The sequence below is a fragment of the Vibrio neonatus genome, assembly GCF_024346975.1.
GTDB classification, from domain to species: domain Bacteria; phylum Pseudomonadota; class Gammaproteobacteria; order Enterobacterales; family Vibrionaceae; genus Vibrio; species Vibrio neonatus.
Window position 1 is genome coordinate 1,578,307 of the sequence record NZ_AP024885.1, and the last position, 22,500, is coordinate 1,600,806.

Sequence of the window (22,500 nt, forward strand, 5' to 3'; positions counted from 1 at the left end):
TCGACATCCCTTGCTTGCCACATTTCTTCAATCACTATTCAGTATAGAAAAGGATATTCAAATGCCTCAAACCCCTAATATCGTAGCGGTTGGCCAGCCCCCCTCTCAGACTCAAACAGTGACTGTTTTTGATGAATACGGAGAACCTCTAAGCAAAGACATTGCGTGTGAGTGTCCCCTTACGGTGCTGCTGAACTGGCGTGAAATCGTCACTTTGATGACGTTAGGTTCTCACCCCGGCGCACTGGTTCTGGGCTATCTAAAAAATCAAAGCTTCTTAACAGACCCTACCCAACTTGATTCGGTGTTGATAGATTGGGAGACAAACAGTGTGGCAGTGGTCACCAAAGAGAACACGGATTTTCTAGAAACTGCGCTGAAAAAGAAAACTGTCACCTCAGGTTGCGGCCAAGGCACCATGTACGGCAACGTCATGAAAAGCTTAGAAAACTACCAAGTGCCTCAAACTAACATTAAGCAAAGTGGCTTATATGCCACCTTGATGGCACTGACTCACTATAACGACACCTACAAAAAAGCCGGCGCGGTGCATGGCTGCGCCATTTGTAAAGAAGGCGAAGTGGTCTCTTTTGTGGAAGATGTGGGTCGGCATAACGCTGTGGATACATTAGCCGGTGAAATGTGGCTCAACCGAGAATCAGGACACGATAAAATTTTCTACACCACTGGCCGTTTGACCTCCGAGATGGTAATTAAAGTGGCGCAAATGGGCATCCCTACTCTGTTGTCTCGCTCAGGGGTGACGCAAATGGGTTTAGAGCTTGCCGAGCGTTTTGGTATCACCATCATTGCCCGCGCTAAAGGACTGCGTTTTCAGGTTTATCACGGCATTGAAAAAATTGAATTTGACGGCAAATCTGCCACTAATGACACACTCAACAAGGATCAGTAAGCTATGTTTTTACAAGCTATGTCTTTACATGCTCTCTCTTTACGTGCTTTTCTGCAACGCATACAACGCAGCAAAACCATCATTCTCACTTTAGCCTGTGCGTTATTTTTTACCCTGCCCGCACACGCTGACTCAAAAACGCTAAAAATGGCTACCACCACCAGCACCTATCACTCTGGGTTGCTCGATTACCTATTACCTAAATTTAAACAGCAAACCGGTTACGAAGTGCAGTTGCTAGTTACTGGCTCAGGAAAAGCGTTAAAAATGGGCGAAATGGGCGATGTTGATATTGTTCTTACTCACTCACCAAAAGCCGAAAAAGCCTTTTTAGACTCGAATTTTGGCGTTGACCCTCACGCGGTAATGTATAACGACTTCATTATTGTTGGCCCTAAAAACAACCCAGCTAAATTAACAGATGCTGACAATGCAGCGCAGGCTTTACAGAAAATCGCTGACAGTAAATCTGTGTTTATTTCTCGCGGTGACGATTCTGGTACCAATAAAAAAGAGTTGGCGCTGTGGGCAATCAATAATACCGCGCACGACTGGTCAAACTATCGCTCAATTGGTCAAGGCATGGGACCGACTCTTAATATGAGCTCTGAATTACAAGGCTATACTCTAACCGATAGAGGCACTTGGCTTGCGTATCAAGAGAAGCTTGATCTTGGAATTTGGGTGCAAGGCGACCCAGCTTTGTTTAATCAATACCAAATCATTCGAGTCAACCCTGAACGTTACAGCGGATTGAATGCGGCTGGCGCGAAAGCCTTGAGCCAATGGTTTATCAGCGATAAAGCACAAAAGCTTATCAATGACTTCCAAGTAAAAGGACAAAAACTGTTTACGGCTAACGCTAAAACATCTAAATAATGGATATTGGTGCAACAAGTATAGAAGCGGTCAAGCTGCTTCTAAATTTTGACCCTACACTGTGGAAGGTAGTCTCTATCTCCTTCAGTGTATCCTTGTTTGCGTTGAGTTTATCGCTATTGCCAGCTATTGGGCTGGCTTTATTGCTCGCTTATGCGCCTTTCCCTGGGCGAAATTTTCTCCTCTCAATCATCAATACATTACAAGCCGTACCTACCGTAGTGATAGGACTGCTACTGTATATGACCTTATCGCGCTCTGGGCCTCTCGGTGATTGGCAATGGTTATTTACACAAAAAGCGATGATTCTTGGGCAGATACTTATCGCAATGCCTATTCTTATTTCAATGCTACAAGCTGGATTTCAAAGCGTCGACATGCGTAATGTCGAAACCTCGATCACGCTTGGAAAGTCTTATCCGCAAATTTTTAAAGCATTGATGTGGGAAACCCGTTTTGCATTGATTGCGGCTGTGGTCACCGCATTTTCTCGTATTGTTACAGAAGTGGGCTGTTCTATGATGGTAGGAGGGAATATTCTAGGTCATACACGTAATATCCCAACTGCGATTGCCTTAGAAAGTCAGCGCGGTGCATTTGCGCAAGGGGTTGCTCTTGGCATCGTACTTTTGTTACTTGCCTTGATATTAAATTTTGTCTTAACCGCCATGCGCGGGCAAAGTCACCTACGAGTCTAGAGGCGAGCATCAATGACCATACAGTTAAGAACTCAAGACTTATCCAAACGTTATGAAGACCGGGTCTTATTTCACATTCCTCATTTACAAATCGGTCCAAGCAACGCCATTTATCTCAAAGGACAAAACGGTGTGGGGAAAACCACATTGCTTAAAATTCTGGCAGGCTTAACCACGCCCAGCACAGGAACGATCAACGGCATTGAAATCTCGACCTTTTATCGACTTTTTTCGCGTAAGTTATTTCGAGATGTGGTCTATTTGCACCAATCCCCGTACATGTTTGACGCCAGTTTGCTGGATAATATTCGCTATGCACTGCCCTTTGCCTCAAAACGAGGCTTACACAGTCGCAGCCAAGCGATTAATGCGCTTAGAATGGTAGGGCTTGAATCCCTTGCCGATGAACATTGCTCGGTATTATCAGGCGGCGAAAAACAACGTTTGGCGATGGCACGAGCTTGGATAGTCAATCCGTCTATTTTGCTAATGGATGAGCCTAGCGCCTCTCTGGATCTTGAATCAACGCAGGGGATCATTACGCTGGCTAAAGATCTGTTAGATAGAGGGGCAAGTATTGTGATTACCAGTCACCAGCAAAATGGGCTGACTGATCTTTGTGATACGCAATGGACTATTGAAAATCAAAGTCTGACGGTTACGCCGCACCTTAGAGTCATCGACGAACAAACCAAAAAAATAAAACCAATAACAAATAATAAATTAGGTAACGAAACATGAAGTCAATCAGTTGGGTCGTTTTGGCCGGTGGTCAAGCCACACGTATGCAGGGACAAGACAAAGGCTTGGTCGAGTTAAATCAAAAACCTCTTATCGAATATGTGCTTGAAGTGTTAAAAGCATATACGGATTCTATCTACATCAACGCCAATCGTTCCCAAGAACGCTATCAAGAATACGCGCCTGTGTTTGCCGATCATTATCAAGGCTTTGTTGGGCCTATGGGCGGTATTCACGCCGGATTAACTCACGTTGACAGTGATTGGGTGGGGTTTGTACCTTGTGATTGCCCGCAAATTTCACCAACGCTGATACAGCGCATGCAACAAGAAATCAGCGACGACGACGAAATCCTTGTCGCCCACGACGGTGACTTTGTTCAGCCTGTATTTACCGTATTCCACCGCCGCGTACTGGAGCGTTTACAGCAATTTTTAGACGATGGCGAACGCAAAATCATTCTCTTTTACGACCGCTGTAACACGCGCCAAATCGATTTTAGTGACATCAAAGACAGCTTCGTGAACCTTAATTCTCAACAAGAACTCCAACAATTTAAGCAGTAATCTATGAAGACGATTCGTAATACTCCCATCCTTGGCTTTGCTGCTTTTAGTGGCACCGGAAAAACCACCTTACTTGAGCAGATCATTCCAAAGTTGACTCAAGCAGGGCTAAAACTTGGCGTACTAAAACACGCGCATCACAATTTCGATATCGACCAACAAGGCAAGGACAGTTATCGCTTGCGTAAAGCGGGCGCGACACAAATGTATATTAGCTCGCGCTACCGTCATGCCATGATCACCGAAACCCCTGACGAAGAAGCGACTTTTGAAGAGTTGCTAGAACAATTTGATCACAAAAGCCTAGATGTGATTTTAATTGAGGGTTTTAAAAGCCAGTCATTTCCCAAAATTGAGCTGCGCCGTCAAGCGCTAGACAATCCGTGGATGCACCCGAACGACGACAATATCATTGCCGTTGCCACTGATATTGATACCGAAAAAGAACTCAGCAAGGGCTTTAACGCGGCGCTGCCTCAGTTTGATATCAACGATCTTGATGCAATAGCGAGCTTTATCATCCAAACCGTAGCGCCTTCCAAACAAAGTAACGCTGACGCCAATGCTGCTGCGCAATGTTGCGATACCCTATCACCGGCTTTTCTGTCGGTAGAGCAAGGGATTGAGCGCATCTTAAATGCGGTATCGCCACTGACTGAAAGCACAACAGTGGCAATTGACCACGCCTTACATCACGTATTAGCGCAAGACATTATATCGAGCATCAATGTGCCTCAGCACACTAACTCCGCAATGGATGGCTACGCGATTCGCGACCAAGATGTGGCGCTGGAAAGCTTTAAACTGGTTGGTGAAGTGATGGCAGGCCAAAGCTATCCATCTGAACTGAATGCCGGTGAAGCAGTAAAAATCATGACTGGCGCACCCGTGCCAAGTAATGGCACTACCGTCATCATGCGTGAGCAATCTGATACCTATGAAAAAGATGGACAACACTTCGTCACTTTTAACGGCGCATTAGTGAAAGCGGGACAAAATGTACGCTTAGCTGGAGAAGATCTTACCATTGGACAGGCCGTATTTAGCCAAGGCCAAAAAATTGGCGCCGCTGAAATGGGCATGATTGCCTCTCTTGGCATCAATGAATGTGCGGTGATGCGTAAGCTAAAAGTGGCAATTTTCTCTACCGGAGATGAGGTGCAGCACCCAAGCCAGCCGCAACAACAAAACTGTATCTATGATTCAAATCGTTACGCTTTGATGGGACTGCTCAGCCAACTTAATTGTGAAATTATCGATTTAGGCATTTTAGAAGACGATCATTTAGCGATTGAACACGCGGTCTCTAAAGCTGCTGTAAGTGCTGATATGGTGCTGACTACCGGCGGCGTGTCTGTGGGTGATGCCGACTACATCAAAGATGTTTTAGAACAAAACGGTAATATCGATTTTTGGCGCATCAATATGCGACCGGGTCGCCCTCTCGCCTTTGGCACTATCGGCGATACCCCTTTCTTCGGACTGCCGGGAAATCCTGTCGCCACTATGGTGTCCTTTATTAATTTTGTACGCCCCGCTATCCATAAAATGCAAGGTGAAAGCAACTGGCAACCGACCAAATTGCGTGCAATTGCCAGCGAAGCTTTGCGCTCTCGTCATGGTCGCACTGAGTTTACTCGCGGTATCTATCAGTTAAATGAGTTTGGGCAATTGGTGGTGTCGAGCACAGGAAAACAAGGCTCTGGCATTTTACGCTCGATGAGCGAAGCGAACTGTTTGATTGAAATTGATCCGCTATACGCCAAAGTTGAGCCGGGTGAGTTAGTCACCATCATTCCGCTTAATATCTAGAGTATTAGCTAACGGTTTATGGGGCTCTATTGTTAGAGCCCTTTTTTATTGTGCTCAATTTCTAACAATATAAGGATCATAAACATACACTGGCGGTTCTCGATGGGATTCAATACAATCAGCTAAAACCGCATATTCACGCGCCAACGTACATAAATAGGTAGACCTTATCCCATGAGCAGCGACCCGCTTTTCACGCCATTTGAGCAATCCATCGCAGGAGTTGCGCTGCCAAAGCGATTCACATTCCCCTTTTATTATGAGCCCCACCCGCTAAGCGTGTTAGCTTCCGAACAATTGCAAAAACAGCTGCACTCGGCTTTTGACTGCCAGTTTGATTTAGAGTCAAACGCGTCATCAAGTGTGTCCCAAAAACAAGGCAAAATGTTTGGCGTGTTAGTGGTAAAAAATTGCGACGGTGAGCTGGGTTTTTTAAGCGCTTTTTCTGGCAAAATTGATGATTCCAATCATCATCAGGGCTTTGTGCCACCTGTGTATGACATGCTCGACAGTGAAGGTTTTGTTCGAGAAGAGTTTGACAAAATAAATGCGGTATCAAGTGAGCTAAATGCGTTTACCAACAGCGTCGATATTGCTCAGTTAAAAGCGCAGCTTGCCCAGATTAACCGCCAAGCCAGCGCGCAAATTCAAGCTCAGCAAGCACAAATGGCAGACAACCGAAAGCTGAGAAAACAGCAGCGTTCACAAGCCAAACAAGATTTAAGCCTTGATGATTACCAACAGCTAGAGCAGCAACTTGCCAAGCAAAGCGTGTTTGAGAAAAATCAGCTTAAAGCAACTAAATCGCAGTGGGCGGAAAAACAAGCTACGCTGACATTAGAAATAGAAGAATTTGAGCGTCAAATCAGTGAGCTTCGCTCGCGCAGAGCGCATCTTTCTAACCAGATGCAACATAAGCTGTTCACTCAATATTCGTTTTTAAATGCTGATAATGAGCGCCAAGATCTCAATCAAATTTTTGCTCAAACAGCGTCTAAAGTGCCACCAGCAGGCGCCGGTGAATGCGCCGCGCCAAAGCTGTTGCAATATGCCTATTTAAATCATTACGCCCCAATTACACTGGCGGAATTTTGGTGGGGACAATCCCCAAAATCTGAGATACGTCAACATAAGCAGTTTTACCCCTCGTGCATGAGTAAGTGCCACCCTATTTTGTCGCATATGCTAAAAGGGTTACTGGTGGATGATAATCCGCTATTGGAAAACCCAGCCAAAGACAAGCCTCTGCCTATCATTTATGAAGATGAGCATATTGTGGTGGTCAACAAACCGGAAGGCTTTTTGTCTGTGCCGGGACGCCATATTCAAGATTCAGCATGGCATCGCCTGAAGCAAATCTATAGCGATGCAGAAGGCCCGTTTGCCCTGCACCGCTTAGACATGGCGACCTCTGGATTATTGGTATTTGCACTGACCAAACGTGCCAACAAACATCTGCAAAAACAGTTTATTGCCCGTGAAGTGACTAAGCGCTACGCCGCGCTCATTGACGGCGTAATCGATGGTACTCACATCAAAAATGAGGGAGATATTGAATTGCCAATGTGTCCCGACCTATTAGATAGACCAAGACAAATGGTGAGCGTTGAACATGGAAAGCCCGCACATACTCATTATCAATTAATCGAGGTTGTGGACGGAAAATCAAAGGTATTTTTATACCCAAAAACCGGACGTACTCACCAACTTCGCGTCCACTGCGCCCATCAAGATGGCCTGAACATGCCCATCATTGGCGATAGCTTATACGGCAAAAAAGACCTTAGACTGTATTTACATGCTCAGAAATTAAGCTTCACCCACCCCGTCACTAAGGAGTGGATGACATTTACCGCAGATATTCCGTTCTAGCTTTTTCTTCGTTTTCTATTTATTTGCTTTCCGTTTTTTGCTTTCTATTAAGCAGACTGCTCGGATAATTGCGCCAATTGTTGCTGATAGGAAAAGTGCGCAACGATGCAGCGCAATACGCCGTAGTCGTATTTGCCTTCAAAGTGCTCAAATAACGGCTTTAGCTTTTGCTCGCTTAAGATATTAAGCAAAACAACCGCGGAGCCGAACTGCTCAAGGGCTTGCTCATCAAGCTCAATCACTTGTTGTAATGGACATAAACCAAGCTCTATCGCACTTGCTAAATGACTCAGCACCGTAGTAGCCGCAATAGCTCGCTCTGCGGCGACCTGTTCAACGCTGTGATATTGATTAAACAGCGACAAGCTGGTTTGCTCGGTCGCACTTAACGTAGGTGCAGGCTTAGGCTGCTCATTAATAAGTTGCACAATTGCCTCACCGTATTTCGCCAGTTTGGCCTCACCAAAGCCAGAGATTTGCCCTAATGCGTCTAGGCTATCTGGGCGCTGCAGTGCAATTTCGGCAAGGCTAGCATCGTGACAAATAATGTAGGCAGGGACATTCTGCGTTTTTGCCAAACTTGCTCTAAGCTCGCGCAGTTTTTCAAACACGGCTGAATCTTGTTCAGACAAGGCGCTGCTTTTCTTCGTGCTACTGGCTTTTTTCTTTTTGCTCTTGCGCAATTCACGAAATTCGATGCTTTGCTCACCACGAAGCACAGCGCGACAAGCTTCCGTCAGTTTTAGGTTGTTGTACATGCCTTCAACTTTTAGATAATTCATCGCAATAAGTTGGCGGAACACGCCTCGCCACTGCTCAGCGGTTAATTCGGTGCCGATACCAAAGGTGGATAAATTGTCATGCCCAAAGCGTTTAATTTTGTCATCAGATTTACCGAGCAGAACATTCACTAAATGGGTCACGCCAAATCGCTGCTCGGAGCGATACACGGTTGAAAGGGCTTTTTGCGCCGCTTGGGTGCCGTCCCACGTTTTTGGCGGATGCAAACAGTTATCGCAATTGCCACACGGCTGCGCGAGAGTTTCACCAAAGTAACCGAGCAATGTCTGGCGACGACAAGTACTCAACTCACAATAGCCAAGCAGTGCATTAAGCTTACCCACCTGCACTTGTTTGTATTGCGCACTGCCATCAGAGTTTTCCAGCATTTGCTTTTGCATCACTAAGTCTTGTAAGCCGTACGCCATCCATGCGTTTGCAGGTGCGCCATCACGCCCAGCACGACCGGTTTCTTGATAGTAGGACTCGATACTTTTTGGCAAGCTAAGATGACCGACAAAACGTACATCGGGCTTATCTATGCCCATACCAAAGGCAATCGTCGCAACGATAATCACCCCATCTTCACGTAAAAAGCGCTGTTGGTTTTGATTTTTTTGCTCGATGGACATACCGGCATGATAAGGCAAGGCCACTCGGCCTTTTTCGGCCAGCCAAGCGGCGGTTTCTTCCACTTTCTTTCTCGATAAGCAGTAAATAACCCCAGCATCTTGCGGATGATTGTGTTCAATAAAATCCCATAACTCATGCTTGGCATTGGATTTTTCGCTGACGTGATAACGGATATTGGGTCTATCAAAGCTGTGTACAAAAACCTTAGCATCGCCAAGTTGTAGCTGACTGATGATCTCTTGTCGGGTGCGCTCATCGGCGGTGGCGGTTAAGGCAATGCGCGGCACATTAGGAAAGCGTTGCGGCAAGATAGACAGCTGTTGGTATTCAGGTCTAAAGTCGTGTCCCCATTGGCTTACACAGTGCGCTTCATCAATGGCAAATAGGGAGAGATTCGATTGCTCCAATAAATTTAACGTACGCTCCAGCAAAAGACGCTCAGGAGAGACATACAGCAGTTGTATCTCGCCGCGCGTGACTAAGGCTTCCACTTCCATTTGCTCATATCTGTCTTGAGTGGAATTTAAAAATGCGCACGACACGCCCACTTGTCTTAATGCATCTACCTGATCTTTCATCAGAGCAATCAGCGGGGATACCACTACCCCAACGCCTGAGCGCACAATGGCCGGAATTTGATAACAAATCGATTTACCGCCACCGGTTGGCATTAAGGTTAGAACGTCTTGCCCACTGACTACACTATCCACAATCTCTTGCTGTTGATGACGAAAACTGTCGTAGCCAAACACGTTTTTCAAAACGTCTAACGGTTGTGGGCCGTTTGCTTGCGAAGAGTTTAGCTGTGAAGAGTGGCTGTATTCGGTATTAGTGTGTTCAAAGTGGCTCAAAGCGCGTCATCCTAATCGATGTGATAGAAAGGTAAGCATACCTATCGCAATTATTAACTGATCATTCTAGCGAGTTAGAATGATCAGTTAAACACTGCGTTGATATAAGAAAAGATAGCAATGAGACACTATTGCCAAGACTGGCAATAGTGTGAATTTAGAGTTATTCAGGCTTTACTGACAACATTTCTTGCAATCCGCCGCCATTATGCACTTGTTTATAGCCCTGCGTCAGCAACAGTTGCTTAGCTTTTGCAGAGCGATTGCCACTTCGGCAATACACCACCAGCTGATCGCGACTTTTAATAAACGAAAGATCGGCGTGCGCCAGATTTTGCACTGGAATGTTAATCGCATTATCTAAATGCCCAGAGGCAAATTCTTGCGGCGTTCTGACATCAATCACGACCGCCCCAGAATCAATCCAATCCCAAGCCAGTTGCGCTCGTTCACTGGCAAGCACGAATGTGGAAAATAGTAGCGCGCACAATCCTAAAAATTTAGACATATTCGACCAATTAACCGCGATTAGTAAATTTCCATAACCCAAGAGCCCAGTTTCTTCTCTTGCCATAGCTGGATAATGATCGGCTCTAATGCCACGATCACCCGTTGAAAATCCTCTGGCGTTTTATTGGCATTAAACCAGCCATTAATAGAGTCTAAATTAAACGCGAGTTGTTTTAAGTTGCCAGAGTTGGTCAACAGCTCTTCGCCATTGGTGGCCTGCTCTTGCTCTGTTAATTGGATGCTCGACTCAAAATACTGGTCTCCAGCACGGTATAGATTCCATTCGTCACTGCGAGTTGCAATAAGGCGCATAATTATTTCCCTATAAAAAAGTGATCACTGGCTCAATAACACCATAGACGCGCATTGAAGCAAAGGATGTATCTCACATTTACTTCTGTACAGAGATAAATAAAAATAGCAAGGGAGCTAGAGACTATAAGGTGGCTACTTATCGTCGATATTTAGCGCCGCTATTTATGTCGAGGCTAGACGATAATTCACAAGCTCAGGCAATGTGAAAGTGCTCGCAATCTTTGCATAACTCAAATAAAAACCTTACTGTTGTTTTGTGAAATAAAACACATATACAACAAACTAAGCCATTGGCTACTATATAATCACATATACTGGTTTTTTATTCATATGTAGTTAATGAAACCAAATTTTCCGTTTTTTTATACATTTTATTTGCATAAACAATCGAAATTGGTAAGATGCTGACTGAAGAGATATAGGACAGTTTTTTAGCATGAGTATTCAAGTCAATCAGGTCAATAAATTCTACGGTGAGACGCAAGTACTGCACGACGTAAGCTTTACGTGCAATAAAGGTGACACTTTAGTATTACTCGGTCCAAGTGGAGCTGGCAAAAGCTCACTGCTCCGTATACTGAATCTGTTAGAAAGTGCTAACAGTGGCGATATGTCAGTCGCAAGTATGTCTTTTGATTTTGCAAAAGGCGTGACCGAAAAACAAGGTCTGCAACTAAGACACAAAGTGGGCATGGTATTTCAACAATACAACCTATGGCCGCATATGACCGTCATTGAAAACCTGATTGAAGCGCCAGTGCGCGTAACAGGTCTTTCTAAAATCGCTGCCAAAGAAGAAGCCAAAAGAATTTTAGACATGCTGCAATTGGGTGATAAATCCGATGCATGGCCACTGCAATTATCCGGTGGTCAACAGCAACGTGTCGCTATCGCTAGAGCCTTGATGATGAAGCCAGACGTACTGCTTTTTGATGAGCCTACTGCGGCGCTCGATCCAGAGATCACATCTCAAGTCGCCAAGGTCATCAATGACCTAAGCAAAACCGGAATTACACAAGTTGTTGTTACTCACGAGGTCGAATTTGCCCGTAAAGTAGCGAGTCATGTGTTGTATTTAGAAGATGGAAAAGTTGTGGAAAATGGCACTAACGAAGTGTTTAATAAGCCAACGACACAAAATTTCGCAGATTACCTTACCCACTAATTATACGCCTACAGACGCTGACAAGTTTTAGGCAGCGCAATGATTGGAGAAATACAAATGAAAAAAATCTTATTAGCATCCTTGATTGGTCTTACGTCAGCACATGCGATGGCAGCTCAGCAAGAAATTAAATTTGTAATGGAAGCAACTTACGCACCATTTGAATACGTAGATGCAAACAACGAAATCCAAGGTTTCGACGTTGATCTTGCAAATGCTCTATGTAAGCAGATTGAAGCGAAATGTACGTTCCACAACCAATCTTTTGATAGCTTGATCCCTGCCCTTAAGTTCAAACGTTATGATGCAGCTATCTCTGGTATGGATATTACTGAAGCGCGTCAACAACAAGTGAACTTCACTCAACCTTACTACGATAACTCAGCGGCTTTCATCGCGGTTAAAGGTAAAGTTGAAAACCAAACAGCACTGAAAGGCAAACGCGTTGGTGTACAAAATGGTTCTACGCACCAATCATACCTAATTGAACAAAAACCAGGTGTGACTGCGGTTCCTTACGCAAGCTACCAAGACGCATTCATCGACATGCAAAATGGCCGTATTGATTCTGTATTTGGTGACACTGCGGTTGTTGCTGAATGGTTTAAGAAAAGCGACAAACTTAGCTATGTTGGCGAGCAAGTAACCAACAAACAGTACTTCGGTAACGGTTTTGGTATCGCAGTCAATAAAGACAACCAAGCTCTGCTTGACCAACTCAATGCTGCACTGAAAACTGTAAAAGAAAACGGCGAATATAAAGCCATTTTTGAAAAGTACTTCGGTAAGTAATATGGAATTGACGGGTTACTCCGCGTCTCTCGCACAAGCAAGTTGGACTACGGTCCAACTTGCTTTTGTTAGTTTATGCGTGGGCTTAATTTTAGCCGTATTGTTTGCCTGTGGTGAAATGTCTCGCCACAAATGGTTGGCATGGCCAACGACTCTATTTATCACCATTGTTAGAGGGCTTCCTGAGCTTCTAGTAGTGCTGTTTATCTTCTTTGGCTCAACTCAAGTTATCTTCATTATAACCGGTGAGTTTGTCGATATTAGTCCCTTTATCTCAGGGGTAATTGCACTTGGTTTAATTTTTGCGTCTTATGCATCTCAAACCATTCGCGGCGCGTTAAAAGCGGTGCCAAGTGGGCACGTTGAAGCGGCTAAAGCTCTGGGTATAAGTCGTTCTCGCACTTTTGTTAAAATCGTACTGCCTCAAGCGGTGCGTCATGCTATGCCGGGTTTGATGAACCAATGGCTAGTGCTATTAAAAGATACTGCCTTAGTTTCTTTGATCGGCGTCACCGATTTGATGAAACAAGCTCAGCTTGCCTCAGCAACGACTCACCAAGCCTTTACTTGGTATGCGACTGCGGCGGCCATTTATTTAATTATTACGATTATTACTCAGAAAATAGTTAAGATCATCGACGCACGCTTCTCTCTTCAAGAAGCCTCTACGAGTGCAGGAACAAAAGCATGAATTCACAACATTTCTACCAAATGCTTGACGGGTTGATGACCAGTGTACACCTCACTGTGGTTTCACTGATTGTTGGCTGTATTCTTGCGCTATTGATGACGCTAACCCTGATCCTACGTACTCCAGGCGTTCATTGGTTAAGCCGTGGCGTAATTACGCTGTTTACCGGCACGCCTCTATTAGTACAAATCTTTCTGATCTATTACGGCCCAGGTCAATTTGAAGCCATACATAACAGCTTTATTTGGCACTGGCTAAGTCAGCCTTGGTTTTGCGCTATGTTAGCACTGGCACTTAACACGGCCGCGTACAGCACCCAGTTGTTCAAGGGTGCATACAATGCGATCCCATCAGGACAATGGCAAGCCTGTCGTGCTCTAGGCATGAACAACGCACAGAGCCTAAGAGTATTGCTACCCTACGCGATTCGCCGCGCCATCCCAGCCTACTCCAACGAAGTGATTTTAGTATTTAAAGGCACATCCCTTGCCAGTACTATCACCATTATGGATGTTATGGGTTACGCACAACGCATCAACGCACAAACCTACGACACCCTCACCGTCTTCGGTGTAGCCGGTGTGTTCTACCTCAGCGTAAACGGAATACTCACTCTGATTTTCCGCCACATAGAACGCAAAGCCCTAGCCTTCGAAAACGCTCGCTAGCTAAATGCGGGGTCAGGTCTTGAAATTTGCACGCGTTGCGTGCAAATTTCAAGACCTGACCCCGCTCATATTTGCTCACAAAATCATCTAACAAACTGATTATTATTTGAATAATCACTAAATTAATTCCTTCCTTAGAATAATCTATTAAAATACACATATACAAAAAGCGTGAGAATACCAATGAGCATAAGCCATAAACCATGGATAAACACCTATCCTAGCGACGTCCCAGAATTTATAGAGCCAAACAAATATAAAAATATTAATGAAATGTTTGATGACTCGTTTAACCGATTCGCAGATAAAACCGCGTTCATTAACATGGGTCACTCGCTCACCTATCAAGAATTGAATGATAAAAGTGACGCCTTCGCCGCGTATTTACAAACTGAGTTAAAAGCGAAAAAAGGCGACAGAATTGCGCTAATGATGCCGAATCTTCTTCAGTATCCAATCACTATTCTTGGCGCACTGAAAGCAGGATTGGTGGTAGTGAATGTAAACCCGCTTTACACTCCAAGAGAGCTTGAACATCAACTTCGAGACTCTGGCGCTAGCATCATTGTCGCGGTAACAAACTTCGGTGATAGCTTACAAAAAGTGATCGACCAAACTAGCCTTAAACACGTCATCTTAACCAGTATTGGCGACCAGTTAGCGCCACATAAGCGCACCTTAGTCAATTTTGTGGTGAAATACGTCAAGAAAATGGTGCCAAAATATCACCTGCCTAGCGCAATCTCATTGCGCCGCGTGTTAACCGAAGGCAAACGCATGGAGTTTAACGCGCCCACTATCGAACATGACGATCTTGCCTACCTGCAATACACAGGTGGCACCACTGGGGTTGCAAAAGGGGCGATGCTTACCCATAAAAATATCATTGCCAATGTACTGCAAGTGTTCGCCCACTTTGGCCCAAGAACTGCCAAAGAGAACGAGCTTGCGGTTACTCCCCTTCCTCTTTACCACATCTTTGCTAACTCTGTGAGTATGATGCTAATGATGTATATGGGCGGTACAAACTTGCTTATCACTAACCCGCGTGATTTAAAAAGCTTTGTTACCGACCTTGGCAAATACCCGTTTACCATGATTTTTGGTCTCAATACCTTATTTGCAGCTCTGCTCAACAACAGCAAATTTAAAGCACTGGATTTCTCTAGCGCCCAATTTACCATCGCTGGCGGAATGGCGACTCAAAAGCACACCGCTGATGAATGGCAAAAAGTAACAGGCATGCCCATTATCGAAGGCTACGGCATGACAGAGTGCTCTCCAGTGGTTGCTGGCGGCGTTCACACCCAACAAGAGTATGTCTCTGCGGTAGGCGTGCCACTGCCAAGCACAGAGCTAAGAATTGTCGACGATAATGGACAGCCTCTAGCCACCAATGAAGTGGGTGAAATTCAAGTGCGCGGCGCACAAGTCATGAAAGGCTATTGGAAGCAAGACGCTGAAACCAAAGCGGTTCTTACTGCCGACGGATGGTTAAGCTCTGGTGATATTGGCAGAATGGATCAAGATGGCGTTTTCTATATCGAAGATAGAAAAAAAGACATGATCTTAGTGTCAGGATTCAACGTCTTCCCAACCGAAATAGAAGAAGTCGCCACTCTACACCCCAAAATTGTGGAAGCAGCTGCAGTAGCCGTTGCCGATGACGTAGCAGGAGAACGCGTAAAACTAATCGTAGTCACAAGTGACCCTGTCACCGTCGACGATATCAAGAAACACTGCCGCCAACACCTCACCGGCTACAAAATCCCTAAAGTCATCGAATTTAGAGACGAACTACCCAAAACCAACATAGGCAAAATCCTACGCCGTGAACTACGTGACTAATTGCGGGGTCAGGTCTTGAAATTTGCACGAATGCATATTTATCAAGCCGCCAGATAATGAAAAACAGCAACCTTAGTTTATTACTAATGCTTGCTGTTTTTTTATTGAAGAAGAAGTTGTGCGAGTTATTGAGCTGGGGATTTGTCTGATTTATGCAAATATCAAGACCTGACCCCATCTTTACCAGCCGCCGGATAATGAAAAACAGCAACCTTGGTTTATCGCTAATGGTTGCTGTGTTTTTATTGAAGAAGAAGTTATGTGAGCTATTGAACTGAGGATTTGTCTGATTTATGCAAATATCAAGACCTGACCCCGTCTTTTAGGATATCGTCTTGAACCATCTCGTTGGATTGTTCGTGGATGGTGTTGATTCGGGTTCTTAGGTCGGGGTTATTGCGTTCATATTCGGTCAGGTAAATGTCACTGTGGATGTGCTCAGAAATCATTTTTACCATTAGTTTATTGTTGGTAAATAAGCCGGTGCTTTCTGCTCGATGAGAAAATACAAAGGCTAATTTCATATCTACAACCAACATAAATCGGTGTGATGGGTATTCTTGTTCGCTTTCTTCAGAGCGTGAATACATTTCCATTTTCTCATGTGGCGTTTCTAAGCGATTGAACGAAAAGCCGATGACTCGTACTCCCCTCTCAATCGCTTCGCACAATTCGCGTTTGAACAAATCTAAGCGAAAATCGGAGTTTAAGTAGATCTCGACGTTGGCTTGATTGATCAATTCTTTGGCTTTTTGAACTAGGTTTTCATAGCCAGAGACATTGTAAACAAACTCTTTTTCTTCATGCAGTGCCATTTTCGCCAGTTCTTTTTTCAAGATGGCGATATTGGACATGGTTTTCTTTTCGATTTGGCTAAAGATAAGTTCAGGGGATTTCGCTTCATACTCTTTTGTCTCTCCGTCAGACAAAAATATAAAACCATTGTGATACAAATTATCTATCGATGAGTATACCGATGAACGTGACAATGAAATGTCTTTCGCGATTTTATAACCACTTGAACGTCCATTTTTCAGTAAGGTGATATACACCAACGAATCGGTTTTAGTGAACCCAAAGTCCATCAATTTGCTTACCACATCTGACACTAAATGCCCCTTGAAACTATTCATGAATTCTTTACCTAAGATTATCATTCCCGCCAGTTTGACTCTAACTTTTTATATGCTGATCAATAGTTAACGAAACAAATATCAATCAGCATTAAACCAAACGCTGTGTAAAGCTTAAGCCGCACGCTCAGTGATCTGGTAACCAAAAGGCTGCAAGGCTATTTGCTCACCTAAGATCTCAACACATTTACTGTATGCAGAATTGTTTAACACAAACTGATAGTTACCTCGGGTGTAGGCAACACAATCCTCATCATCAACCTCCAACCACGCAATTGAAGCCTCATTGAACTCGGGATTGTCTTTACGCAATGCAATGAGGTATTGAATAAATGCCTTAAACTCAAGGTCTTGTTCGGATTCATCCCATAGCATGCATTTACGGTTGCCTTCTAGGCTCATACTGCGCCGTCCTTGCAATCCCACCTCGCCACCATAGTAAATACAAGGTGAACCAACCTGAGTAAACATAAACAGATAAGCCAGTTTTGCTTTGTCTTTGTTACCTTCACACAAGCTCAAAATTCGCGTTGTATCATGGCTATCCAATAAATTAAACATCGCTTCGTTGACGTTTTTTGGATAGGCAAAGTAGGATTGACTGACGCTATGCATAAACAGATTTTTGTCGATTTGCCCCAGCGCAAAATAGTCAGTCATTGCTTGTGTAAGAGGATAATTCATCAAAGAATCGTATTGATCGCCGCGCAACCAAGGCATGCCTTCGTGCCAAATTTCGCCAAGGATATAGCAATCAGGTTTAATGCCTTTTACGCGCTTTCTAAAGTCGCGCCAAAAGCTATGATCAACCTCATTTGCCACATCTAAGCGCCACCCATCAATATCAAACTCTTCTACCCAATGCCTTGCTACGTCCAGTAGATACTCTCTACATTGCGCATTTTCGGTGTTCAATTTCGGCATTTCGATGACATTTGCGAAGGTCTCGTAATTGAAGTTCCAAAAATCCCACTCGCTCTTAGGTGTATCTGGATAGACCGGAAACTGATTGATCCAAAACCAGTCGGCATATGGCGACTCACTCCCTTTTTCAACCACATCCAACCAAAGTGGCGATTGATCGCCTATATGATTAAATACCGCATCTAACATTACGCGCATGCCCCTTTTATGGGCTTCGTTTACTAAGGCTTTAAATGCTTGGTTGCCGCCAAAGTGCGGATCGACGTTGTAATAGTCGACGGTGTCATATTTGTGATTGGCATTGGCGGTGAAAATCGGACAAAAATACAATCCGTTGACACCTAGATCTTGAAGATAATCAAGCTTATCAATGACTCCCCATAGATCGCCTCCCATAAAACTGTCAGAGGTAGGCTCACTTCCCCACGCTAAAACGTTATCAGGAGAAATCTCAGGGCGTCCATTGGCAAAACGCTCTGGAAAAATTTGATACCAAACAGTCTTTGCAACCCAGCTTGGCGTTTTCAACACATCTTGCGGGTTTAAATACGGAAAACAGAAAAAGTTACTTAAATTACTCAACTCTAATTCGGCAACTTGTTCGTCGGACAAGTCAACGCACTTCTTTTCGCCAAACAGTATTTTCTCTCCTTCTTTGCCATACAAAATAAACCCATAGCGAGTGCGACGTTTTGGCGGCTTAAATTCGGCAAACCAATGGTCATGATATTCCGTACTGCCCTCAAGTTGCATTTCAACATGATTTCCGCCAACCCAGCCATGGGCATCACTGCCACCTAGGTTGCCACCGTCTAAGCCACCTTCAGCCCAATGATATGGGTCGCCAATCCACAAAGAAACTCTTTCAATTTCCCCTTTTGTACTGCGAAATCGAATATGTAATGTCTCGTTATCGTAGGCATAACTGTCCGCACTCTTGGCTGAGTGTATTAAGGAACTCTTAGTAATCATTGTATTTATCCTAGTCGTTATTCTTTTACAGCGCCGCTGACAAGGCCAGACGTAATATGTTTTTGCGTGGCTACAAATAAGAGAGTGATTGGCACCGCCACTAATAAAGATCCTGCGGCAAACAAAGTAAAGTTCTCTGCTGAGTTAGAAGATATCCAACTGAAAATACCAATTGCTAACGTCATTTTTTCTTCGCTGCGTAAAATCAAAGTTGGCAAAATAAAATCCATCCAAGGTCCGGTAAAAGAGACCAAAGCGACAAAGACTAAAATAGGTCTTGCCAAAGGTAATATGATTTCAATAAATATGGTTAAATGCCCTGCGCCATCAATTTTAGCTGCCTCATCTAACGAGGTCGGAATCGCATCAAAATACCCTTTCACTAGCCAGACCAAAAATGGTAGAGAGCCAGTCACATAGACAAAAAGCAAACCAATATAGGTATCAATTAAACCCATTTTTGACAGTAATATATAAATCGCTGTCATAGATAAAAAGGCCGGAAACATTTGCAAAACCAAAATACTCATCATGATATTTTGCTTGCCTTTAAAGCGGTATCGAGAGAATACAAAAGCCGTCATGGTGACAATAACCAGTGATATCAGCATGTTAGATGTGGCAAGAATAAAGGTATTCTTATACCAATCAAAATACGGAGTATCGGTAAACAAGGTACTGTAGTGCTGCAAAGTAAAATCAATATCAAAGAACGAAGTACTAAATAAGTTGTTCCCTTTTTTAAAGGATGCCAATACCGTCCAAATAACAGGCCCTAAGACCAACAAGGCATTGATGCTTAAAAATATGTAGACGATAAAAGTCCCTAACTTTTGCATTATATTATTCATAACTACATACCCACATCATCTTTAAAAGACTTCATTCTTCTAAATTGCCAAATTGCAATTCCAGATAAGAATAAGAAAATAATAATCGAAATTACCGATGCTATTTGATATTGCTGGAAATCAAGGGTCAGTTTATAGATCCAAGTAATTAAGATATCTGTGTGTCCTGCAAAACGGTATTCTGGGTTAATAGGCCCACCTTCTGTTAGCAGATATATCGCACCGAAGTTATTAAAATTGTGCGCAAACGTCATCACTAATGAAGGCGCGACTTGGTGCAAAACCATAGGTAAGGTTATTTCCCAAAACTGTTGAAATTTACTGGCTCCATCCACTTCACTCGCTTCATAAAGTTCCGTTGGAATATTAGTTAATGCCCCGGAAATCAATAACATAAAGTATGGTGCCCCTACCCAAACGCTGACAGCAATAACCGTCACTTTCGCTAAAACAGGGTCAGATAAGAACGCGATGGACTCAAACCCCCAAGTATTTAGCGTTCCATTTACCGGACCAATTCCATTGAGTAGCAAGCGAAACATCAATAACGTAACAAACGCAGGAATGGCATAAGGTAAGATAAAAACAAACCTCCACAGCTTCTTTGCTTTTATCTGTTTATTTTCAAGTGCTAACGCTAACAGAAAGCCAAATCCACAAGTACATACAGTGGCAAATAGCGCCCAAATCACGGTCCAACTGGCTACGCCAAAGAAAGTGCTCGACCAAATTTTCAACTCAAACAGTGAAAAGAAATTTCGAAAACCAACCCAATCCACCAAATTGCGAGGCGGGATATGGTGAGGCGCAGAATAGTTGGTAAAAGACACCAGCACAGTAATTACAATCGGCATTATGATAAATGCGATACCTGCTATCATCGCCGGAGACAACACAATAAAAGCAAAGTGGTTGTCATAAATGCTTTTCAGCTGCTGCCAAGGTGACTGTGTGGTGACTTTACATCGATTCGCATCTTTTACATTCGCAATATAAATAACAGCAAAAGCGCACAGCAATATTAATGCAATAACCCCTTCCACAAGCATAAAGATAGAATGATCGCCCTGAATAATGTTAAATCCTTTACGGACTTGAGCAACATCACCCAAACTAATAAGCCCGCGTATCATCTCCACAAAATCGGGGATCATAAATACAGTGAGCAGCTGAATAATTAGAAAGAAAATGCCTTTTACCCAATGACCATTTTGTATTTGAGTCCCCCCCATAATGAGTAGGGATACAGGCAATTTAAATTCTACTTTTGTGTCAGTTAATTGCATAAATCCTCTTTAATCCTGTAACTCAATTTGCTCTTTGATGACGGATAAAGCTCTATCTAATGATTCTTTCGGTGTCTTATTGCTCACCCAGGTAGCGGTAATTGCACTGGCCATTGGTGACCATATAAAGCCCATCTCTGGAATGGAAGGCATAGCATCAGAGTGGTAGCTTTGGGTGATAATGGCTTTGGTTGCCTCATCAGCATTGACAATAATTTTATCTAGTACCGATTTAATCGGTGGAATTGACTTGGTCATTGCATAGCGTTTTTCCAGCATTTTGGCTGATGAAATATAGTCTGCAAATAATTGAGCGGCGCGTGGATATTCCGTATAAGAAGAAACTACCGCTAAACGCACCGTCGAAAAGGTTCTCGGTTGTTGCCCTTCCAGAGTGGGCATTGCCACCACACCATAATTAACGCCAGAGCTTTCATATCCTTGTATTGCCCATGGTCCATCGATAATTGCAGCCACTCGTCCTTCACTAAATAATCCGCGACGAACTTGCGGGTTACGCATGTCATTTGGATTTGAGCTGTTCGCCACTTGCAAGGTTTTCATTGCCGCTAGCCCTTTTTGCGCTTTTTCCGAGCTAATACCAATATCTTTTGCATCGGTGCCGTTTTTACCAAACTCATACGCGCCATATAAAGTGATAAACATGCGAGACTCATAATAGTTTTGTATGTCCCATAACAAGGCATATTTGTGCGCTTTTTTGTCATTAAACGTTTTAGAAAATTCAACTAACTCTTCAAAGGTTTTAGGCGCATGAGGCAATAGATCTTTATTATAAAAAAGCGCGGTGGTTGCAAAGCTCACCGGAAATCCATAGTCCGTCCCTTCTGATTTTGCAGCAGCAACAGCATTACTTAAGAATTGCTGATCAACTCGCTCTGCTGAGACTAGATTTTCCATCACTCCACCAGCTACTACCAAGCGCCCTAATAAATCATGCTCAATTTCAGCGACATCGGCGACGCGAGCCGAACCACCGTCTTGTATTAATCTTGATGCGGAATCTATCGGCGACAAACCTCGAAATGTAAACGTTACATCATAGCCAAAATCGGCATTAAATTGCTTGGATGCATACTGCATATAGTCAACTGTGGTTTTGTCTGTCCAGATAAGTAAATTTGCATTCTTCTCTGGTTTTATCTCTTGTGCATTAACTGCTATTCCCTGAAACATAGAAGCTAATAGTACGGTTACTAATAAATTCTTTTTCATTTTTACACCCTTCATAACAAGACTGGTCGTTCACTGCGTACTACTAGGTTAGGCGAGTGAAAAAGTAAGTCAATAAGTAATCAATCTAGCAGTAGGATAATTGTGACGCACATCACCAACACATATAAAACAATAACTTATATCTAATTCAGGTTAATCACACATCAACACACAATTCGATAGAACCAAGTATTACCTCAGCAATTCCTGATGCCAAATCCAACGCAATTACGTGATAAACATCACGCAAAATGACCATTTATCGTGACCGTCACCACATTTATTAACCAATCAAGAAGAAAAATTAAATTAAATACAGAACAATATTTAGGCGTTCAAGATGAACTACTAAATATTTTGATTG

Annotated in this window: 20 protein-coding genes; 12 read left to right on the forward strand and 8 right to left on the reverse strand. The window is 43.6% G+C overall.

The window, feature by feature from the left end:
- The first annotated feature begins 61 nt into the window (after nucleotides 1-61).
- From OCU38_RS07260 to OCU38_RS07290, 7 genes are all read left to right on the forward strand, one after another.
- Nucleotides 62-913, forward strand: a complete 852-nt coding sequence (locus tag OCU38_RS07260; RefSeq protein ID WP_261822558.1) for a formate dehydrogenase accessory sulfurtransferase FdhD — start codon at nucleotides 62-64, stop codon at nucleotides 911-913.
- A gap of 18 nt (nucleotides 914-931) precedes the next feature.
- Nucleotides 932-1,792 carry a substrate-binding domain-containing protein gene (locus OCU38_RS07265; RefSeq protein WP_390625257.1) on the forward strand — a complete coding sequence of 287 codons (861 nt, stop codon included), beginning with the start codon at nucleotides 932-934 and terminating at the stop codon, nucleotides 1,790-1,792.
- A complete protein-coding gene (locus tag OCU38_RS07270) occupies nucleotides 1,792-2,490 on the forward strand; it encodes an ABC transporter permease (RefSeq protein ID WP_261822559.1) in 699 nt (232 codons plus the stop codon). The genes OCU38_RS07265 and OCU38_RS07270 overlap by 1 nt, the downstream gene beginning before the upstream one ends.
- A gap of 12 nt (nucleotides 2,491-2,502) precedes the next feature.
- Nucleotides 2,503-3,231 carry an ABC transporter ATP-binding protein gene (locus tag OCU38_RS07275; RefSeq protein ID WP_261822560.1) on the forward strand — a complete coding sequence of 243 codons (729 nt, stop codon included), beginning with the start codon at nucleotides 2,503-2,505 and terminating at the stop codon, nucleotides 3,229-3,231.
- Nucleotides 3,228-3,797: a molybdenum cofactor guanylyltransferase MobA gene (mobA, locus tag OCU38_RS07280; RefSeq protein ID WP_261822561.1), complete on the forward strand. Its 570-nt coding sequence runs from the start codon at nucleotides 3,228-3,230 to the stop codon at nucleotides 3,795-3,797. Before OCU38_RS07275 ends, mobA begins: the two co-directional genes overlap by 4 nt.
- Nucleotides 3,798-3,800: 3 nt before the next feature.
- A complete protein-coding gene (locus OCU38_RS07285; RefSeq protein WP_261822562.1) occupies nucleotides 3,801-5,609 on the forward strand; it encodes a bifunctional molybdopterin-guanine dinucleotide biosynthesis adaptor protein MobB/molybdopterin molybdotransferase MoeA in 1,809 nt (602 codons plus the stop codon).
- A gap of 174 nt (nucleotides 5,610-5,783) precedes the next feature.
- The gene (locus tag OCU38_RS07290; RefSeq protein ID WP_261822563.1) at nucleotides 5,784-7,481 is read left to right on the forward strand and encodes an RluA family pseudouridine synthase; all 1,698 of its coding nucleotides are present in this window, start codon (nucleotides 5,784-5,786) and stop codon (nucleotides 7,479-7,481) included.
- A gap of 47 nt (nucleotides 7,482-7,528) precedes the next feature.
- On the opposite strand, the gene recQ is transcribed toward OCU38_RS07290, so the two are convergent.
- The 3 genes from recQ to OCU38_RS07305 form a co-directional block, all read right to left on the reverse strand.
- On the reverse strand, nucleotides 7,529-9,745 hold the full coding sequence (gene recQ / locus OCU38_RS07295; protein ID WP_261822564.1) for a DNA helicase RecQ: 2,217 nt from the start codon (nucleotides 9,743-9,745) through the stop codon (nucleotides 7,529-7,531).
- A gap of 163 nt (nucleotides 9,746-9,908) precedes the next feature.
- A complete protein-coding gene (locus OCU38_RS07300) occupies nucleotides 9,909-10,253 on the reverse strand; it encodes a rhodanese-like domain-containing protein (RefSeq protein ID WP_261822565.1) in 345 nt (114 codons plus the stop codon).
- Between the two features lie 20 nt (nucleotides 10,254-10,273).
- Nucleotides 10,274-10,567, reverse strand: coding sequence for a hypothetical protein (locus OCU38_RS07305; RefSeq protein WP_261822566.1), 294 nt, complete (start codon nucleotides 10,565-10,567; stop codon nucleotides 10,274-10,276).
- 439 nt (nucleotides 10,568-11,006) lie between these two features.
- Between OCU38_RS07305 and artP the strand changes: the two genes are divergently transcribed.
- From artP to OCU38_RS07330, 5 genes are all read left to right on the forward strand, one after another.
- Entirely contained in the window at nucleotides 11,007-11,735 is a 729-nt protein-coding gene (gene artP / locus OCU38_RS07310) for an arginine ABC transporter ATP-binding protein ArtP (protein ID WP_261822567.1), read from the forward strand.
- A gap of 57 nt (nucleotides 11,736-11,792) precedes the next feature.
- Nucleotides 11,793-12,527: an arginine ABC transporter substrate-binding protein gene (locus tag OCU38_RS07315; protein ID WP_261822568.1), complete on the forward strand. Its 735-nt coding sequence runs from the start codon at nucleotides 11,793-11,795 to the stop codon at nucleotides 12,525-12,527.
- A gap of 1 nt (nucleotide 12,528) precedes the next feature.
- On the forward strand, nucleotides 12,529-13,218 hold the full coding sequence (gene artQ, locus OCU38_RS07320; RefSeq protein ID WP_261822569.1) for an arginine ABC transporter permease ArtQ: 690 nt from the start codon (nucleotides 12,529-12,531) through the stop codon (nucleotides 13,216-13,218).
- Nucleotides 13,215-13,886 carry an arginine ABC transporter permease ArtM gene (gene artM, locus OCU38_RS07325; protein ID WP_261822570.1) on the forward strand — a complete coding sequence of 224 codons (672 nt, stop codon included), beginning with the start codon at nucleotides 13,215-13,217 and terminating at the stop codon, nucleotides 13,884-13,886. Before artQ ends, artM begins: the two co-directional genes overlap by 4 nt.
- A gap of 183 nt (nucleotides 13,887-14,069) precedes the next feature.
- Nucleotides 14,070-15,734 (forward strand): AMP-binding protein, encoded by a 1,665-nt coding sequence (locus OCU38_RS07330; protein WP_261822571.1) that lies wholly within the window; start codon nucleotides 14,070-14,072, stop codon nucleotides 15,732-15,734.
- A gap of 302 nt (nucleotides 15,735-16,036) precedes the next feature.
- Here OCU38_RS07330 and OCU38_RS07335 read toward each other — a convergent pair whose 3' ends face one another.
- The 5 genes from OCU38_RS07335 to OCU38_RS07355 form a co-directional block, all read right to left on the reverse strand.
- Nucleotides 16,037-16,867, reverse strand: a complete 831-nt coding sequence (locus tag OCU38_RS07335) for a TrmB family transcriptional regulator (protein ID WP_390625214.1) — start codon at nucleotides 16,865-16,867, stop codon at nucleotides 16,037-16,039.
- A 114-nt stretch (nucleotides 16,868-16,981) separates the two neighbouring features.
- A complete protein-coding gene (locus tag OCU38_RS07340; protein WP_261822572.1) occupies nucleotides 16,982-18,763 on the reverse strand; it encodes a glycoside hydrolase family 13 protein in 1,782 nt (593 codons plus the stop codon).
- A 17-nt stretch (nucleotides 18,764-18,780) separates the two neighbouring features.
- Complete coding sequence (locus OCU38_RS07345; RefSeq protein WP_261822573.1) at nucleotides 18,781-19,614, reverse strand: sugar ABC transporter permease; 834 nt, start codon at nucleotides 19,612-19,614, stop codon at nucleotides 18,781-18,783.
- Between the two features lie 2 nt (nucleotides 19,615-19,616).
- Complete coding sequence (locus tag OCU38_RS07350) at nucleotides 19,617-20,900, reverse strand: carbohydrate ABC transporter permease (RefSeq protein ID WP_261822574.1); 1,284 nt, start codon at nucleotides 20,898-20,900, stop codon at nucleotides 19,617-19,619.
- A 9-nt stretch (nucleotides 20,901-20,909) separates the two neighbouring features.
- Complete coding sequence (locus tag OCU38_RS07355; protein ID WP_261822575.1) at nucleotides 20,910-22,136, reverse strand: sugar ABC transporter substrate-binding protein; 1,227 nt, start codon at nucleotides 22,134-22,136, stop codon at nucleotides 20,910-20,912.
- Between the last annotated feature and the right edge of the window lie 364 nt (nucleotides 22,137-22,500).

What these genes read in the sequence shown, in the direction of transcription:
- OCU38_RS07260 (WP_261822558.1), top strand. Translation starts at nt 62, where the DNA reads ATGCCTCAAACCCCTAATATCGTAGCGGTTGGCCAGCCCCCCTCTCAG.
- OCU38_RS07265 (WP_390625257.1), top strand. Translation starts at nt 932, where the DNA reads ATGTCTTTACATGCTCTCTCTTTACGTGCTTTTCTGCAACGCATACAA.
- OCU38_RS07270 (WP_261822559.1), top strand. Translation starts at nt 1,792, where the DNA reads ATGGATATTGGTGCAACAAGTATAGAAGCGGTCAAGCTGCTTCTAAAT.
- OCU38_RS07275 (WP_261822560.1), top strand. Translation starts at nt 2,503, where the DNA reads ATGACCATACAGTTAAGAACTCAAGACTTATCCAAACGTTATGAAGAC.
- mobA (WP_261822561.1), top strand. Translation starts at nt 3,228, where the DNA reads ATGAAGTCAATCAGTTGGGTCGTTTTGGCCGGTGGTCAAGCCACACGT.
- OCU38_RS07285 (WP_261822562.1), top strand. Translation starts at nt 3,801, where the DNA reads ATGAAGACGATTCGTAATACTCCCATCCTTGGCTTTGCTGCTTTTAGT.
- OCU38_RS07290 (WP_261822563.1), top strand. Translation starts at nt 5,784, where the DNA reads ATGAGCAGCGACCCGCTTTTCACGCCATTTGAGCAATCCATCGCAGGA.
- OCU38_RS07300 (WP_261822565.1), bottom strand. Translation starts at nt 10,253, where the DNA reads ATGTCTAAATTTTTAGGATTGTGCGCGCTACTATTTTCCACATTCGTG.
- OCU38_RS07305 (WP_261822566.1), bottom strand. Translation starts at nt 10,567, where the DNA reads ATGCGCCTTATTGCAACTCGCAGTGACGAATGGAATCTATACCGTGCT.
- artP (WP_261822567.1), top strand. Translation starts at nt 11,007, where the DNA reads ATGAGTATTCAAGTCAATCAGGTCAATAAATTCTACGGTGAGACGCAA.
- OCU38_RS07315 (WP_261822568.1), top strand. Translation starts at nt 11,793, where the DNA reads ATGAAAAAAATCTTATTAGCATCCTTGATTGGTCTTACGTCAGCACAT.
- artQ (WP_261822569.1), top strand. Translation starts at nt 12,529, where the DNA reads ATGGAATTGACGGGTTACTCCGCGTCTCTCGCACAAGCAAGTTGGACT.
- artM (WP_261822570.1), top strand. Translation starts at nt 13,215, where the DNA reads ATGAATTCACAACATTTCTACCAAATGCTTGACGGGTTGATGACCAGT.
- OCU38_RS07330 (WP_261822571.1), top strand. Translation starts at nt 14,070, where the DNA reads ATGAGCATAAGCCATAAACCATGGATAAACACCTATCCTAGCGACGTC.
- OCU38_RS07335 (WP_390625214.1), bottom strand. Translation starts at nt 16,867, where the DNA reads ATGAATAGTTTCAAGGGGCATTTAGTGTCAGATGTGGTAAGCAAATTG.
- OCU38_RS07340 (WP_261822572.1), bottom strand. Translation starts at nt 18,763, where the DNA reads ATGATTACTAAGAGTTCCTTAATACACTCAGCCAAGAGTGCGGACAGT.
- OCU38_RS07345 (WP_261822573.1), bottom strand. Translation starts at nt 19,614, where the DNA reads ATGAATAATATAATGCAAAAGTTAGGGACTTTTATCGTCTACATATTT.
- OCU38_RS07350 (WP_261822574.1), bottom strand. Translation starts at nt 20,900, where the DNA reads ATGCAATTAACTGACACAAAAGTAGAATTTAAATTGCCTGTATCCCTA.
- OCU38_RS07355 (WP_261822575.1), bottom strand. Translation starts at nt 22,136, where the DNA reads ATGAAAAAGAATTTATTAGTAACCGTACTATTAGCTTCTATGTTTCAG.